Genomic DNA, 14,442 nt, shown 5'->3' on the forward strand with positions numbered 1-14,442 from the left:
GCATGCGGATCTGGAGCATTATGCTGGCGGGCACGGGCCTTGCCCTCGGCCTCGCAGCGCCGGCTTTAGCGGGTGATGCCGCCGGGACTGGCGCGACGCTCCCTGTTTTGGGCAAAAGCTTTTCCGGTATGCGGCCGGTTCATGCCGGAATGCACCGCGGAACGATGGTCCACCGCTGGGGACCCCGCGTTCAGGGTCGCTGGTTTGCGGGCTGGTATGCGCCGGGCGGTTGGGGCGCTTACCGGCGGCCGGTCATGGGCTATGTCCTGCCATCCTATTGGGTGAGCCCCACCTACCGGATCGGCAATTATGGACGCTATGGCCTGCCCGCGCCCGCCGATGGCTATGGTTGGTCCCGCTATTATGACGATGCCGTGATGGTCGATCGGCACGGCCGCGTCCAGGATCATCGCAGCGACGTCGATTGGGATGCCCGCGATCAACAACCGGACCGGCCGGGCGTTCCCTATGACGATGATGTGACCGCGCATGATGGTCCTCCGCTCGCGCCCCATGAATATGAAGGGCGCTGGACCGGCACGTGGCGTGACGACAACGGCCGCACGGTGAGCGGCGAATATGAGGGCCGTTTCGAAGGCGAGGCGCGCAGTAACTATGGAGTGGATTATGACGCTCCGCCCTATGGCGCACCACCGCCCATCGTCCGGCATGATGGCCCCGGCGCCCCGGTGGTGACGACGACACAGGCTCCCGGCTACATCGCGGGCGGCTATTATTATCCGGGTGCCACGACAACGACAGTCGTCATCACGCCGACGGTCACCACCACCAGCTATGTGACCGAAACGACGACGCGCCGCCATGGCGTCAAACGCAGGTGCAACTGCAAATAGGATCAGCAGTTTAGCCTGTCTGAATACCCGGTGGGCAAGGACAGGAGAGACGGCATGATCCATCATGTGTCGGTTGGGACAAACGACGTCGAACGCGCGCGGGCGTTTTACGACCCGCTGATGGCACTGCTAGGCTATCGCAACATACGCGATTATCCGCATTCGCTGGATTATGGCGTGACGGATGTGGCGTTCAGCGTCGAGACGCCAGTAAATGGGGGCCGGGCGTCGTCTGGCAACGGCGTTCATATCTGTTTCGAAGCGGCCGATCGCGAAGCCGTCCGCGCGTTTCATCGACTGGCGCTGGAGCTTGGCGGCACCGATGAAGGCGCGCCGGGCGTTCGCCCCAATTACGACGCCCATTATTATGGGGCCTTCGTGCGCGATCCGGATGGAAACAAGATCGAGGCCGTGACCTTCGCCGCGAAATAGACGGATGCAGTCTTGTGGCGGTCGAGGCCGAGAGGGCTATTTCCGAAAGATACCCGCCAGCTCGATCGGCAACGGCGGCTCATCGCGAGGCAGCACACCCCGGATGGCCTGCGCCTGCTCCTGCGGGTCGAAACGAACCCAACCGCTGCGGCTCAGCTTTTCCAGCGGGCGGTAGCGGACCTTATATTGCATCCGCTGCGACCCTTCGACCCAATAGCCGAGATACACATAGGGCAGACCGGCCTTCGCGGCGCGCAGGATGTGATCCATGATGATGAAGTTGCCCAGGCCCTTGCGATGCTCCAACTCCGTATCGAAGAAGCTGTAGATCATCGACAGCCCGTCGCCCTGCCGGTCGGTCAGGCATGCGCCGATCAGCTTGCCGGGGCGGCCATTTTTACCGGGCTCGCGATATTCGACGACATGGCTTTCGACCGGGGTCTGCTCGACCATGTCGGCGAAATCCATCTCGTCCATCTCGGTCATGCCGCCGCCCGGATGGCGGGCCTTCAGATAGCGCTGGAGCAGTTCGAATTGCTCCTCGGTGGACCATGGCTTGCATGCCGTGACGATCAAGTCGCTGTTGCGGCGGATGAGCTTGCGCTGCGTCGCGTTGGCCGTGAACTCTCCTGCCACCACGCGAACCGACACGCAGGCGGAGCAGTCGGCGCAACTCGGCCGGTACGCGACATTCTGGCTGCGGCGAAAGCCGATGCGGCCGAGCGCATCGTTAAGTTCCGACGCATTGTCGCCGTTAAGTTCGGTAAAGACCTTCCGCTCGCTCCGGCCCGGAATATAGGGGCAGGGGCTGGGGTTCGTCACAAAGAAGCGCGGAAAACGAAATGGTGCGCTCACCCCACGGTCTCCGTCAAAACGCTGCGCGAAACTTGAGTCATGGACAGACTATGACGCCCGCAGCCTTCCGTGAAAAGGTCATTTACCACGAAAAAAATGCGTACTCCCTGCGCCGGGAGGCCGATCAGGCAACCTCGATCGGCGCGACCTCATATCCTGCGGCGCGCAGGGCCGTGATCAGCCGATCGAGATGCTCCCCATCGCGGGTTTCGCATTCGACGTCGAGGCTAAGGCCCTTGGCCGGAAGATTGGTGAAGATGCGCTGATGCGACAGCTCCAGAATGTTGACCGCTTCCTGATCGAAGATGCGGGCGACATGGAACAGTGCGCCGGGGCGGTCTTGCAAAATGATACGCAGGCGCGCCAAACGACCCGACCGCGCAAGATCACGCAGCAACACGTTCGCCAGCAGGCGCGTGTCGATATTGCCGCCTGTCAGAACGAGTCCGACATTGCGGCCCGCGAACAATCCCTTGTGCATCAACAACGCGGCAAGCCCGGCCGCGCCTGCGCCCTCGACCACCGTCTTTTCGATCTGGAGCAGCAGGCTCAACGCCTCCTCCAGATGCCGTTCATCGACCAGCAGGATGTCGTCGGCCAGACGCTCGACAAAGCGGCGCGTCAGCTCACCCGGCTCCTTCACCGCGATGCCTTCGGCCAGCGTATCGCCGTCGCAGGGAAGGTTCGCCTGCTTGATATGGCTGTACATCGACGGATAGAGTTCCGCCTGCACGCCATAGATGCGGATGTCGGGCTTCATCGCCTTGGCCGCAGTGGCCATGCCGGAAAACAGGCCGCCGCCGCCAATCGGTATGACCAGCGTGTCGATCTCGGGCGCGTCCTCCAGCATTTCAAGCGCGACAGTGCCCTGCCCGGCCATGATGTCGGGTTCATCGAACGGGTGAACGAAGGTCAGACCATTTTCCTTGGCCAGTTGGCGCGCATAGGTGCTGGCGTCGTCAAACTTCTCGCCATGCAGCACGACCGTCGCGCCATGCCCTTGCGTCTGCGTCACCTTCACCGTCGGCGTGGTCACGGGCATGACGATCGTCACGGGCACGCCCAGACGGCGGCCGTGATAGGCAAGCCCCTGCGCGTGATTGCCAGCGGAAGCGGCGATCACGCCCTTTTCCTTCGACGCCGCGTCCAGCTGAAGCAGGCGATTGAGCGCGCCGCGTTCCTTGTAAGCAGCGGTAAACTGGAGATTTTCGAACTTCAGGTAAACCTTGCAGCCGAGCATGTCGGACAAAGTCTGGCTGATCAGCGTCGGCGTATGCACGACCGCGCCCGAAATCCGCACGCGCGCCGCCAATATGTCATCGACGGTTACGGGCAGCGGCATCGCGCTTTCGATCTTGCTCAACGTGTTCATGCGCTCGCCCCTAGCGGAATTTTACCTCGGAAGGAACTGGCCCTTGGCGAAATCTCGTCCTATGGCAAAAGGCCACGCGGCTAACTGTACGAGGCATATGGCTAATATCGCGTTTATCGGTCTGGGCGTCATGGGCGGCCCGATCGCCGGGCATCTGGCGAAGGCCGGACACGAACTGACCGTCTACAACCGCTCGATCGGAAAGGCGAAGAAGTGGGCCGAGGCTTATGGCGGCGCCGTGGCGGTCACCCCGGCCAAGGCGGCGGAAGATGCCGAAATCGTCATCAGCTGCGTTGGCACCGACGATGACCTTTCGCAGGTCACCGTTGGCAAGGAAGGCGCGTTCCGGACGATGAAGCCAGGCAGCCTGTTCATCGACCATACGACGGTATCGGCACGGATCGCGCGGCAGTTGTTCGTCGAAGGGGAAAGCCGGGGGCTTCATTGCGTCGATGCTCCCGTATCGGGCGGTCAGGCAGGCGCGGAAAATGGGCGCCTGTCCATCATGTGCGGTGGCACGGGACCGGCGGTCGAGGCCGCGAGTATCGTCATGCAAAGCTATGCCGCGCGGATCGTGCATGTCGGCGGTGCGGGAGCCGGGCAAACGACCAAGATGGTGAACCAGATTTGCATCGCGGGCGTTCTGCAAGGGCTTTCCGAAGCGCAACGCTTTGCGCAAGCCGCCGAACTGGATTTGGACAAGGTGTTCGAAGCCGTGTCCGGCGGCGCCGCGCAAAGCTGGCAGATGGATAACCGTTGGAAGACTATGGCACAGGACAGTTTCGATTTCGGCTTCGCAGTTGATTGGATGCGCAAGGATCTTGGCCTTGCCCTCGAAGAGGCGCGTGCCAATGGTGCGACCCTCCCCGTGACTGCACTGGTCGATCAATTCTATGCCGATGTGCAGGCGATGGGCGGAAGCCGACAGGATACGAGCGCGCTGGTGAGGCGGATCACCAAGGCATGAAGCGCGCCCTTTTGGCGGCCATCACCGCGCTCGCCCTGCCCTTTCCCGCTTTGGCATCGGGGGTCATCGACAATGTGAATGGCATCGCGGTCGATTCCAGTGGACGCACCGTGCGGTTTCGCTCTCTGCTGATAGACGACGAGGGCAAGGTCGAAAGGCTGCTACCCGGACGCTATGAAGCGCCGCCCCGCCAGAAGAAGCTGAAGAAGGGCGAGAGCTGGCCCAAGGGGCTGGACTTCCAGCTGGACGGCGGGGGCAAGACACTGATCCCCGGCCTGATCGACGCGCATGGCCATGTCATGGCGTTGGGCCTGACGCAGATCACGCTCGACCTGTCGGGCACGCGTTCGCTGGCTGACGCGCAGGGCAAGATACGGGAATATGTCGCCGCCAATCCCGGACGGAAATGGATCATCGGCCGGGGGTGGAATGCCGATCTTTGGGGGCTTAATCGGGCGCCCACCGCTGCCGATCTCGACTTTGCCTCCGCCGATGTCCCAATATGGCTGGAAAGCGCGGACGGCCAAGCAGGCTGGGCCAATTCAGCGGCGATGAAGGCCGCCAACATCAGCGCCACAAGCAAGGCGCCTGCCGGTGGCCGGATCGAGATGACCGGGGGCAAGCCATCCGGCATTTTCGTCGGCAAGGCGATGGACATGATCCAGCGGGTCGTCCCCCCTCCCGCCCCCAAAGACCGGGACATCGCGCTGGAAAAGGCGCAGCAATTGTTGCTTGCGAACGGCGTCACCGGCATTGCCGACATGGGCACCACGATCGAGGATTGGCAGGCATTCCGCCGCTCGGCAGATCGGGGCGCGCTGCGCGTGCGGATCATCTCCTATGCGCAGGGCCTCGACAATATGGTGCTGATTGCAGGCCCTGAGCCGACACCGTGGCTCTATGATGACCGGCTGCGCATGGGCGGGCTGAAACTAACGTTGGACGGATCGCTCTCATCTCACGGAGCGTGGCTCAGGGCCGATTATGCCGACGCGACGGGGCAGCGTGGATATTCGCTCATCCCATCCACCCAGCTGCGCAACATGATGAGCCGCGCGGCGATGGACAATTTCCAGATCGCCGTCGATGCCTCCGGAGACGCGGCCAACAGCGAACTGCTGGATGCGATCACGGAACTGGGCCAGACCTACAAGGGCAATAGGCGCTGGCGGATTGAAAAGGCAGAGATTGTTGATCCGTCGGACCTTCCCCGCTTCGGACAAAATGGCGTCATAGCGTCTATGCAACCCGCGCTTCAGGCCACAAACTGGCGCATGGCGGTGGCGCGCATGGGCGAGAACCGGTTGAAGGGCGGCTATGCGTGGAAAGCGATGCTCGATAATCGCGCGCCATTGGCGTTCGGCTCCGGCGCGCCTGTGACAAGTCCGAACCCCTTTGTCGGCATGGCCGTTGCCATGAGCCGCGAGGATGCGGTCGGCGAACCGGCGGGGGGATGGATGTCGCAGCAGCGAGTGAGCTTTGAGGCAGCGCTTGACGGCTATACGCGGCAGGCGGCTTTTGCGGGTTTCGCGGATAAGCGCTTCGGCAGCCTGATCCCTGGACAGCGCGCAGATTTCATCCTCATCGACCGGGACATCTCGATCGCTCGGCCCGCCGACATACGGGCAACGCAGGTTCTGGAAACATGGATCGGCGGCAAGCGGGTCTTCATGAAGGGCGCCAAGCCCTAAATCATAGCACGTCGCCCGACGCGTTCATCGCATCATCGATGGTTTCAGGCAGCGGCGGCAACACCGGCTTGTCGCATCCAGCAGCCTTCATATGTGCGCGGAGCGCGTCCATGCGACCGAGATTCCAGCGAGCGAGCGGTATGCCCAACGGGCGGAACTCGGCGCGGTCGAATAGTTCTACGACATAATGCTGACAAAGCTCGTCCACCTGCCCCAGCGTCAACATGCCAAGGTTCATCACCATGGGCCGCCCCGGTACACCGTCCCGGCCGCGCACCAGATCGGTCACATATAATCCGCCGCGCGGATCGACCAGCACCACATCGGCCTTCGACGCATCGATCATGCGATGGCTGGCGGCATAGGGCGCGACGAACACATGCGTGCGCCAGACCAGAAAGGCGCTCATCGCCAACGTTATCGCCACGGCCAGGTAAATGGGCCGCATCGCCGCTGGACGGAAACGCGCCCAGCCCAGGCCCGCCAGCAGGCAGAAAGGCCCGATGAAGCCGTGGGCATAGCGAAAGCCCCAGCCATAGCCCTGGGCCAGCGCGAGCGCGCAACCGGCAAAGCAGCCAAGCGCCAGTGGCAATGCGATTTCCTGCCCCCGCAACGCCTTGCGCCATTGCATCGCCATCACGCCCAGCGCCGCCAGCGGCACCATCAAGATATTGTTCCATGCGGCAAAACGGCTGAGGTTGACCAGCGGTTGCCAGCGATCGCCCAGGCGTTCGAACAGGCTCCCCACCTTGTCCGCCACCCCTGCGGAAGGCCGGACATCGGCGGCAGGCCCCAACGATTGGACGAGGAATCCGGGCCAGAGCTTTGCCCACACGACAACGATGGCGATCAGGATCAGGACGTGAAATGCGGCAACGGCCCAGCGGCGCGATAGGAGCATCCACAATATGAAGGGCGCGATGAAGATGGGCGGGAAATGCCATTGATGCAGGCCAGCTGCCACCAGCGCCACCGCACCAGCGCTGCCATGGCCGATCACGCCACCCCGCAGGACAAGCGCGAGCCAGACCATGTTGAGCGCGAAATGGCCTGTCATCGCATAGGGGGTCATCGCCGTGACCCAGAGCTGCGTGGACGACAATCCAAGCAGCATCGTCACCCAAACGGCATCGTCCCGCGTCGGAAAAAGATGCAGCGCCACGCGCCACAGGGCAAAGAGCCCGGCAATCAACAATGCTGGACCCGCCAGATTCGGGTCGCCCAACTGCCAGAACAAGGCCTGAATCGCGCTGTTCATCGGCAAATAGGCGGCGGTCCAATAGTCGGCAGCGCCAAAGGGAGAGAAGAATTCCGGCATGATCGCGCGCCGATAGGCTTCCCATTCGGCGGGGATCGGTCGGGCAAACAATCCTTCGCGCATATAGGCGGCCGCAAAGCGCGCGACTTCCTCGTCTCGCGATATCGAATAGTTCTGGAACAGCCAGTAATGGCCCGCCCAGGCGACGAGGCCAAAGACGACGATCAGCGGCACGATCACCCGCGCGCGGGGCTTTGGCAGGCGGAACCCCATCCCCTCGGCAAAAAGCGCCGCCAGCGTCAGCAGTAACAGCCCGCCCAGCAGCGCGGGAAAATCCTGATCCAGAAACAGGATGACCGCCAGGCTGACACCTTGCCGATACGTCACATGCCACAGAAATGTAGCGCCCAGCCACAGGGTCAGGCCGATGGCACCCGCCAGGAAAAGGCGGCGGGCATCGATAGGCCGGGCGGGCGGAACGTACATTCAGCTTTCCTGCGGCAGCAGCGCCCGGTTGACGAAAATGCCATCCATTTCGACGAGCAGCGGAAAATGCCCCTTGTTGTTGGCGAAGAAAGCCGAGGGGACGAAATCCTTTTGCTCCAGCCAATCGATCATCGCCTGATAGCCGGTGCCGTTCTCGTAGATGAGGCGCACGCCAAGTTCGGTCTGCACGCCCGCCATGGCAGAGATCGCGGCCCCCGCACCTTCGCAGACGGAAAGATCATGACCCTGCGTGTCCATCTTCAGGAACGGACGGGAAAATCCATGCTCCGCCCGCAACTCCGGCAGAAGCGTGTCGATCCGCCTGCATTGCATCTCGACCGTCCGGGTGACTTTGTTGCGCTCGGCAAAGATGGCATCCTGCCGATCCGACGGCTTCTTGAGCGAGCTGAACTGATCGGCCGCCATGATGTTGAAACTGGCGGTTCCTTCAAAGTCCGACAAGGCAAGATTGAACACGTGCCATTTGGCGTCAGATGCCGCCCGGCGGGACAGCTCTGCAAAAATGTCGGGATTGGGTTCGAAGGACAGGATCGTGCCGGAAAAGCCTACATCTTTGCGCAACATCGCCGCATATTGGCCCCGGTTGGCGCCGACATCGAACATGCAATCGACCGCAAAGGCGGAGAGGAACCGACGAAGCGCCTGGATCTCCGGATATTGATGCACCCGCCCGGCGATGGCGAGGCGGATCGCCAGCGCGCGGTCGGCCAGTTCGCGGACATATCGGCTCATGCGCGCGAGGCCATAACAGAGCGGTAAATGCCGATCGTTGCCAACGCCATATCCTTCCAACTGCCCATAGTCTCACCATAGGCGCGTGCCGCCGCGCCAGCCGTCTGCCTGATGGCGGGGCTTTGGATTAGCCGCAAGAGGGCTTGAGCAAGACCGTCCGGATTTCCGGCGGCTGTGCGGATCGCCACTCCCTCCGGCAAGGCGGCAAACATGCCCACGTCCGATGTGACCATCGCCTTGCCATGGTGCAGGGCCGACAGGAATGCGCCGCTTGAATCGATCTGGCGATAGGGGAAGATGATGGCATCGGCCTTTGCCATATGGGCGTCCAGCCGCCCTTCCGTGAGGAAGCCAAGGTCGGCAATCAGCCGGTCGGCAAAGCCTTCGGCCCGGACTCTTTCCAGCAATGGCGCTACATCCATGAAGGGCTTGCCTGCCACCACCAGTTCGAAAGCATGCCCCGCCCGCCAGAGCGACATGCAAGCCTCGATCAATATATCGACGCCCTTATACGGCCTGATCGTACCGAAGAAGAGCAGGCGCGGGACGGAGGCATCGGGGATAGCGGCCAGATCGGCCGTTGTCGCCGGTGCCAGACGCATCGGGGGGTGGGACGTCACATGAATGCGGGCAGATGCGATCCCCTGCGCCTCCAATGCCTGGCGCGTCGTATCGCCATGCACGATCAGCGCATCGAATAGGTCGAGCAAGGCGCGATATCCTCTGCCCTGCACGCCTGCATCGGCATGATAGGCATCCGCATTGTGGACCGTATGGACCAGTGGAACCCGCCCCTTCAATCGGCGCAACAGCAGGCGGTCGGCGGGCGCGAGGGGCAGCCATTGGAAATGCGCAACGTCCGCCGCTGCCAGCGTACCGATCCGGCCAAGCACGCAGGCGGCGCCATATTCGGCGGCCTTGATCAGACGAAAGGCCTTGCCCTCCCCCAATCGCGCTCGCAACGCTTCGCTCCGATGGAAGAATCTTGATTCGTATCGATAGCTCTCCGGCGCGATGGCGTCAGTGGATCGCATCGGGCGGCCGAGCAGGGTCACATCCGCGCCCTGTGCGGCAAGACCGCTGCACAGGCTGTCATCATATCGCCCGGTGAAAAGCGACGGATCGACCATTGCGATCTTCATCGCGCGGCCGGACCTTGCAGCAGACGGCGCAACGACAGGGCATGGAGCGCCGCGACGACGATCATCGTCAGCGCATAGGTTGCGAGGAAGCCTCGATCGAACCCGTCACCCAGCATCATGGCGAGTGGCACGCTGAGCAGCGATCCGGCGAGGAAGGGTAGAGAGCGCTTGAGCAGGTGAGAAAAGCGCCCGAGCGCCGCCTGGACATAGACCGACACGCAGATCAGCGTCAGCGCCAGCAAAGCGCCGTCAATCAGCAGCAGATCGGTCATGCCAATGGCGGCTCGTCCGGCGAACAGCTTTGCGAAGACCCACTGCCCAAGCATCAGCAACGCAGCCGACGCGGCAAGGGCGAAGATAAACCCGGCCGCCAGTGCCCGGGCCAGCAATTGTCGCAGGCGGGGTCGGTCTCCCCCGTGAAAAGCTCGGGTGATGCGGGGAAGCGCGGCTTCCACCATGGCGCGGATGGCCATGGAAAGCGCCCGCGACATTTTGAACAGGAAATCGAAAAGCAGCATCGGCCGCGCATCCTGCGTGGCGATCGCTATGGTGAAATAGGGCGCATTATAGGCCACGATCTCCGAAACGGTGAACAGCGCCGACGCACTTATATCCCGCAGATAATGGGTGCGCACATATGCGCCGCCCCGGCGAAATGCCAGCCAATGCCGCGTCGTCATACCCAACCGACCATGCACCAACTTGATGGCATATCCGATCACGGCCATGCTGATGATCAGTTGCAGCGCCACCGAAAGTCGCGCGTCCAACCCTTTGAGAATCAACAGCAGCAGCGCGATGGTCATAATCCGCCGCAAACAATCCAGCATCTCCCAGACGAAATTCCCATCGACCGCCGCCAGCGCCCTTTTCGCGAGCAGCGCCGGAAGGTTGATGCAGGCGGACAGGAAAAAGAGAATGAAGAGGAGCGGCATCGTCGTGTCGATCCCCCCCGCCACCAGCGCGACGAGCAGGATCACCACCCCGCCGAGGATCAGCATGCCCAGGAACAGGAAAAGGACGCCCATTTCCTCCAGCCGGAAGCCGTCCCCGCTGTCTCCGCCATGGCCAAGCCAATGACGCCGCAGCCGGGCATAGATAATGCTGGTCAGGCCGAACTCGGCCGAAATGGTGAAGTTGCCGAAGGCGACCAGCAGCAGAAACGCCTGAAACTCGCGCAGCGGCAGGACGCGCACGAAAACATAAGTGACGGCGAAACCCCAGATCAGCGTCAGCCCGACATTGGCGAGCTTGATGAGGGCGATGAACCGGGCAGACCCTTCCATCCTGGCGATGGTCCTGCCGACCAGCGCGCTCACCGGGCGGCGCTTCCCACGGGCTTGCGAGCGCGGAACAAGTGGTCATCCAGCGCAAAGAAATGGCGCGTATCGGCATCGATCCCGCTCGCGTCGATCTCTTCCAGCAGGAAGCCCGCTGCGCGAATGCGATCGGCGAAATCCAGACCATATTGGCGCACATGGTCCCACTGGCCAAATCGCCGTTCCCGCTCGCGGGGCGGAATGTCGAAGCTGCCATCCTCCGTCGGCTTGTCCCACAGCGGCACGATCAGCCAGGCTTCGCCGCCGGGCTTCAAAGCGCGATAGATATTGCGCAGGACGGCGTGATCGTCCGGCACATGCTCCATGACATGGCTGGCATAGAACAAGTCATATTGTTCAGCCTCCTCCAACGCCATCAGGTCCACGCGGCGCATGCCGGGAACCGAATAGCGCGCCGGATCAAGATCGGCGGGTACATAACCGGCGGCGGCAGAAAAGCGGCGGACAAGGCTGCCTTCATTGGGTGCCATGTGCAGGATGGCCCCATCTTCCGGAACCGTCAGCGTCTTTTCCGCGATCAGATGGTTCATCAGCCGTTCGCGCGGCGATGCTCCGCAATTGGGGCATCCCCATTCCGCATTCTCGCCATAGCGGAAGAAGCCGACGACTGACTGACCACATGCCGGGCACGCCCGGTTAGCGCGCGCGCCCATCGCCTTGCGCAGGACAAGCATGGTCCGGGTCAGATGCTTGCCGACGGCTTTCGCCACCCGCTGGAAAGTAATCACGCCTTGGCTCCGATCAGCATTGGGGAGGGCCTATACATGATGCCCCGCCTTTGGCGAGAGGGATCAGCGTGACTTTGCGGGATTCCAGACAGTGACCGTGCGGCCCGACATGGCTTTGATGACTCCCTGAAACGTAGCGGCATAGGCGATGAGAATGTCGGTCACCGCCGCCAAAGGCCCCGACTTCGCCCGCAAGCCCATCGTCAGCAGAAGTAACGCGAGCGCCGTTGCGCCCAGAGCCAGCAAAAGCGAGATGCGGACAGCCAGCAACAGGGCCGCAATCCCACCGGTCAGAATGAACACTCCTCCAAACCACCTGATGATCTTGCGAGACGCATATTTAAACCGGTCGAGCGGCTGCATTCGGCGAAGCTGCGGACGAAGATGCAGATGCGTGTGCCATGCGCGAGCGGCGATTCGAACCTTTCGCCGATATTCATCGCCCCTGCCCGCAACCAGTCTTTCCCTGGCGATGACGTCCTTCGCCTTGACCAACCGCGATCCCGCGAACACCACCGCCATCGACACCGTCAAGTCATCAAGCACACTGTCCGGAAAGACAGGATAGAGCGCGCGGCGGATGGAAAAGATCGAACCGTCGGCACCGAGCACATTGCCGGTACGGGACTCCTCGTCCTTCAGACGCTCCTCCATCCGCCAGTAGAGCGAGCCCACCGATGCCGTCGCGCTCTCACCCTCACCCATATAATGCAGGGAGCCGAGGACGCCGCCCACATCAGGATCAGCATAGCGGGCGAGAAGATTGCCGATCGCCTCCTCGTCCAGCATCACATTCGCGTCGGTAAAGATCAGCACATCGCCACGTGCGCGCGCCGCCAGCTGCTTCATGCCATGCGCCTTACCGCTGCGACCCGGACCCTGTATCAACGTCACCAGATCACCCCGTGCGGCTATCAGCGACGCGGTCTCGTCCAACGAACCATCGTCAAAGGCCAGAATCTCAAGGGCGGGATGGCGGCGCTTCAGCATCGCCAGATTGGCCAGTTTATCCGGCATCGCCGCTGCCTCGTTATAAGCGCAGAAGAGCAGCGAAGCCGAGGGCACTTCACCCGCGCGCGGCGCCTCCGGCTTCGTCGGCAATGCGCGCAGGATCAGCGGGTAAAAGAGGAACGGCCAGAGCAGCGCCACCACCGACGCGACAAGGACGAGCAAAAGGATCAGGTCCACACCGCGCATCAATACGCCTTGTGATGCACCAGCACCCCGATGGTCGCCATGATGATACGCAGGTCACGCCAGATCGACCATTTCGTCACATATTCAAGGTCCGACTGAAGCCGGTCGATCAAATCCTGATGATGGTCGGTCGATCCGCGATGACCACGGACCTGCGCAAGGCCGGTCATGCCCGGCTTGATGCAATGCCGCTCCCAATAGCGCTCATCGACTTCCCAATAGAGGCTGTCGCCCGCCTTGGCCGCTGCGGCATGGGGACGCGGCCCGACAATGCTCATGTCGCCACGTAGCACGTTGAACAACTGCGGCAGTTCATCGATGCTCGTCCGGCGCAGGAAGCGTCCGACAGGCGTCACCCGATCATCATCCCGCGCTGTCAGCTTGTCCGCCTTGTGGTCAGCCGCCTCGATCCGCATCGACCGGAACTTGTAGATATTGAAGGGCCGCGCATCGCGCCCGATCCGGGGCTGCTTGAAGATGACGGGTCCGGGGCTGGTCAGCTTCACCGCCAGCGCGGCTGCGATCAGCACCGGCGAAATGGCGATGGTCGCAGCTGTCGCTACGATAATGTCGAAAATCCGTTTGATGATCCGGTCGCGGAACTGGAACGGGCCGCCCGCCACGATGATGGTCGGTTGCCCATCGAACTCATCGACGCGAGCAGGTGCGAACCGCAGCAATTCGGGCACCACGATCTCACCGCGTGCGGACAATGACTTAAGCGCCACCGACCAGTCGCTCATCCGCTCCATCGGGCATGCGACGATCACACGCTCGGCCATGCCGACCGCCGCCGCCAGCCGTGCCGCCATGTCGGCATCGTGGCTGGCAGGCCGCAAGTTGGCGGCGGCCGCGTCGATCACTTCCATATGCGGGCGGGTCTCTATCTCCACGCCATCCATGATGACGGCGGTAAGGTGCGGCACCTCGCCCAGCAAGCGAGCGCTAAGCCGGGCAATCGCCAGCCGTACCAGCGCAACGCTGACCGCCGAAAAGCCAAGGCCGACGACAAAGGTCAAACGCGAAAGCTGCTCGGCGATCTTGCCCAAATAGACCACCAGCAACATCAGCAACGCCGCCTGCGCCAGCGCCAAAAGCCCCCGGAAGATGCCGCGCCGGATGTCGTCCAGCATGTGAATGCCGTAAGCCCCGCCCTGCACCGCCAGCAATATATAAAGCGGCGCGACCATGGCGAACATCACGAGGCCATGCGGCTTCCCCGGCTCGCCCAGCAGCGCGCCCAGCACGAACCAGTTCGCCAGCAGAAATGACAGGAACAGTCCTACCAGATCCCCTAGGAGGCAGAGCAGGTATAGTCGCGCTCGAACTATTTCCTTCGAAACTGTCACTTGCGTCCTGCTTGTCCT

The 14,442-nt window shown here is 62.4% G+C and carries 13 protein-coding genes; 4 read left to right on the forward strand and 9 right to left on the reverse strand.

The annotated features are described in order from the left end of the window. The first annotated feature begins 2 nt into the window (after positions 1-2). On the forward strand, positions 3-854 hold the full coding sequence (locus tag AC6JBC_RS08665) for an RcnB family protein (protein ID WP_498023838.1): 852 nt from the start codon (positions 3-5) through the stop codon (positions 852-854). Between the two features lie 54 nt (positions 855-908). Beyond that, complete coding sequence (locus tag AC6JBC_RS08670; RefSeq protein WP_498023839.1) at positions 909-1,286, forward strand: VOC family protein; 378 nt, start codon at positions 909-911, stop codon at positions 1,284-1,286. 36 nt (positions 1,287-1,322) lie between these two features. On the opposite strand, the gene AC6JBC_RS08675 is transcribed toward AC6JBC_RS08670, so the two are convergent. Together AC6JBC_RS08675 and AC6JBC_RS08680 are read right to left on the reverse strand one after the other, a co-directional pair. Further along, entirely contained in the window at positions 1,323-2,141 is an 819-nt protein-coding gene (locus AC6JBC_RS08675) for an arginyltransferase (protein WP_498023840.1), read from the reverse strand. A 124-nt stretch (positions 2,142-2,265) separates the two neighbouring features. Next, entirely contained in the window at positions 2,266-3,513 is a 1,248-nt protein-coding gene (locus AC6JBC_RS08680) for a threonine ammonia-lyase (protein WP_464788933.1), read from the reverse strand. 97 nt (positions 3,514-3,610) lie between these two features. Between AC6JBC_RS08680 and AC6JBC_RS08685 the strand changes: the two genes are divergently transcribed. Both AC6JBC_RS08685 and AC6JBC_RS08690 read left to right on the forward strand, forming a co-directional pair. Beyond that, positions 3,611-4,480 carry an NAD(P)-dependent oxidoreductase gene (locus tag AC6JBC_RS08685; RefSeq protein ID WP_498023841.1) on the forward strand — a complete coding sequence of 290 codons (870 nt, stop codon included), beginning with the start codon at positions 3,611-3,613 and terminating at the stop codon, positions 4,478-4,480. Further along, positions 4,477-6,171 carry an amidohydrolase gene (locus AC6JBC_RS08690; RefSeq protein WP_498023842.1) on the forward strand — a complete coding sequence of 565 codons (1,695 nt, stop codon included), beginning with the start codon at positions 4,477-4,479 and terminating at the stop codon, positions 6,169-6,171. Before AC6JBC_RS08685 ends, AC6JBC_RS08690 begins: the two co-directional genes overlap by 4 nt. A 1-nt stretch (position 6,172) precedes the next feature. Here AC6JBC_RS08690 and AC6JBC_RS08695 read toward each other — a convergent pair whose 3' ends face one another. From AC6JBC_RS08695 to AC6JBC_RS08725, 7 genes are all read right to left on the reverse strand, one after another. Then, a complete protein-coding gene (locus AC6JBC_RS08695) occupies positions 6,173-7,915 on the reverse strand; it encodes an MFS transporter (RefSeq protein ID WP_498023843.1) in 1,743 nt (580 codons plus the stop codon). Continuing rightward, positions 7,916-8,668 (reverse strand): FkbM family methyltransferase, encoded by a 753-nt coding sequence (locus AC6JBC_RS08700; protein WP_498023844.1) that lies wholly within the window; start codon positions 8,666-8,668, stop codon positions 7,916-7,918. Then, entirely contained in the window at positions 8,665-9,810 is a 1,146-nt protein-coding gene (locus tag AC6JBC_RS08705) for a glycosyltransferase family 4 protein (protein WP_498023845.1), read from the reverse strand. Before AC6JBC_RS08705 ends, AC6JBC_RS08700 begins: the two co-directional genes overlap by 4 nt. Further along, complete coding sequence (locus AC6JBC_RS08710; protein ID WP_498026035.1) at positions 9,807-11,096, reverse strand: hypothetical protein; 1,290 nt, start codon at positions 11,094-11,096, stop codon at positions 9,807-9,809. Before AC6JBC_RS08710 ends, AC6JBC_RS08705 begins: the two co-directional genes overlap by 4 nt. A gap of 29 nt (positions 11,097-11,125) precedes the next feature. After that, a complete protein-coding gene (locus AC6JBC_RS08715; RefSeq protein ID WP_498023846.1) occupies positions 11,126-11,878 on the reverse strand; it encodes a class I SAM-dependent methyltransferase in 753 nt (250 codons plus the stop codon). Positions 11,879-11,941: 63 nt separating this feature from the next. Next, positions 11,942-13,075 (reverse strand): glycosyltransferase, encoded by a 1,134-nt coding sequence (locus tag AC6JBC_RS08720; protein ID WP_498023847.1) that lies wholly within the window; start codon positions 13,073-13,075, stop codon positions 11,942-11,944. Continuing rightward, on the reverse strand, positions 13,075-14,424 hold the full coding sequence (locus AC6JBC_RS08725) for a sugar transferase (protein ID WP_498023848.1): 1,350 nt from the start codon (positions 14,422-14,424) through the stop codon (positions 13,075-13,077). The genes AC6JBC_RS08720 and AC6JBC_RS08725 overlap by 1 nt, the downstream gene beginning before the upstream one ends. Between the last annotated feature and the right edge of the window lie 18 nt (positions 14,425-14,442).

The sequence above is a fragment of the Sphingobium sp. RC1 genome, assembly GCF_059738765.1.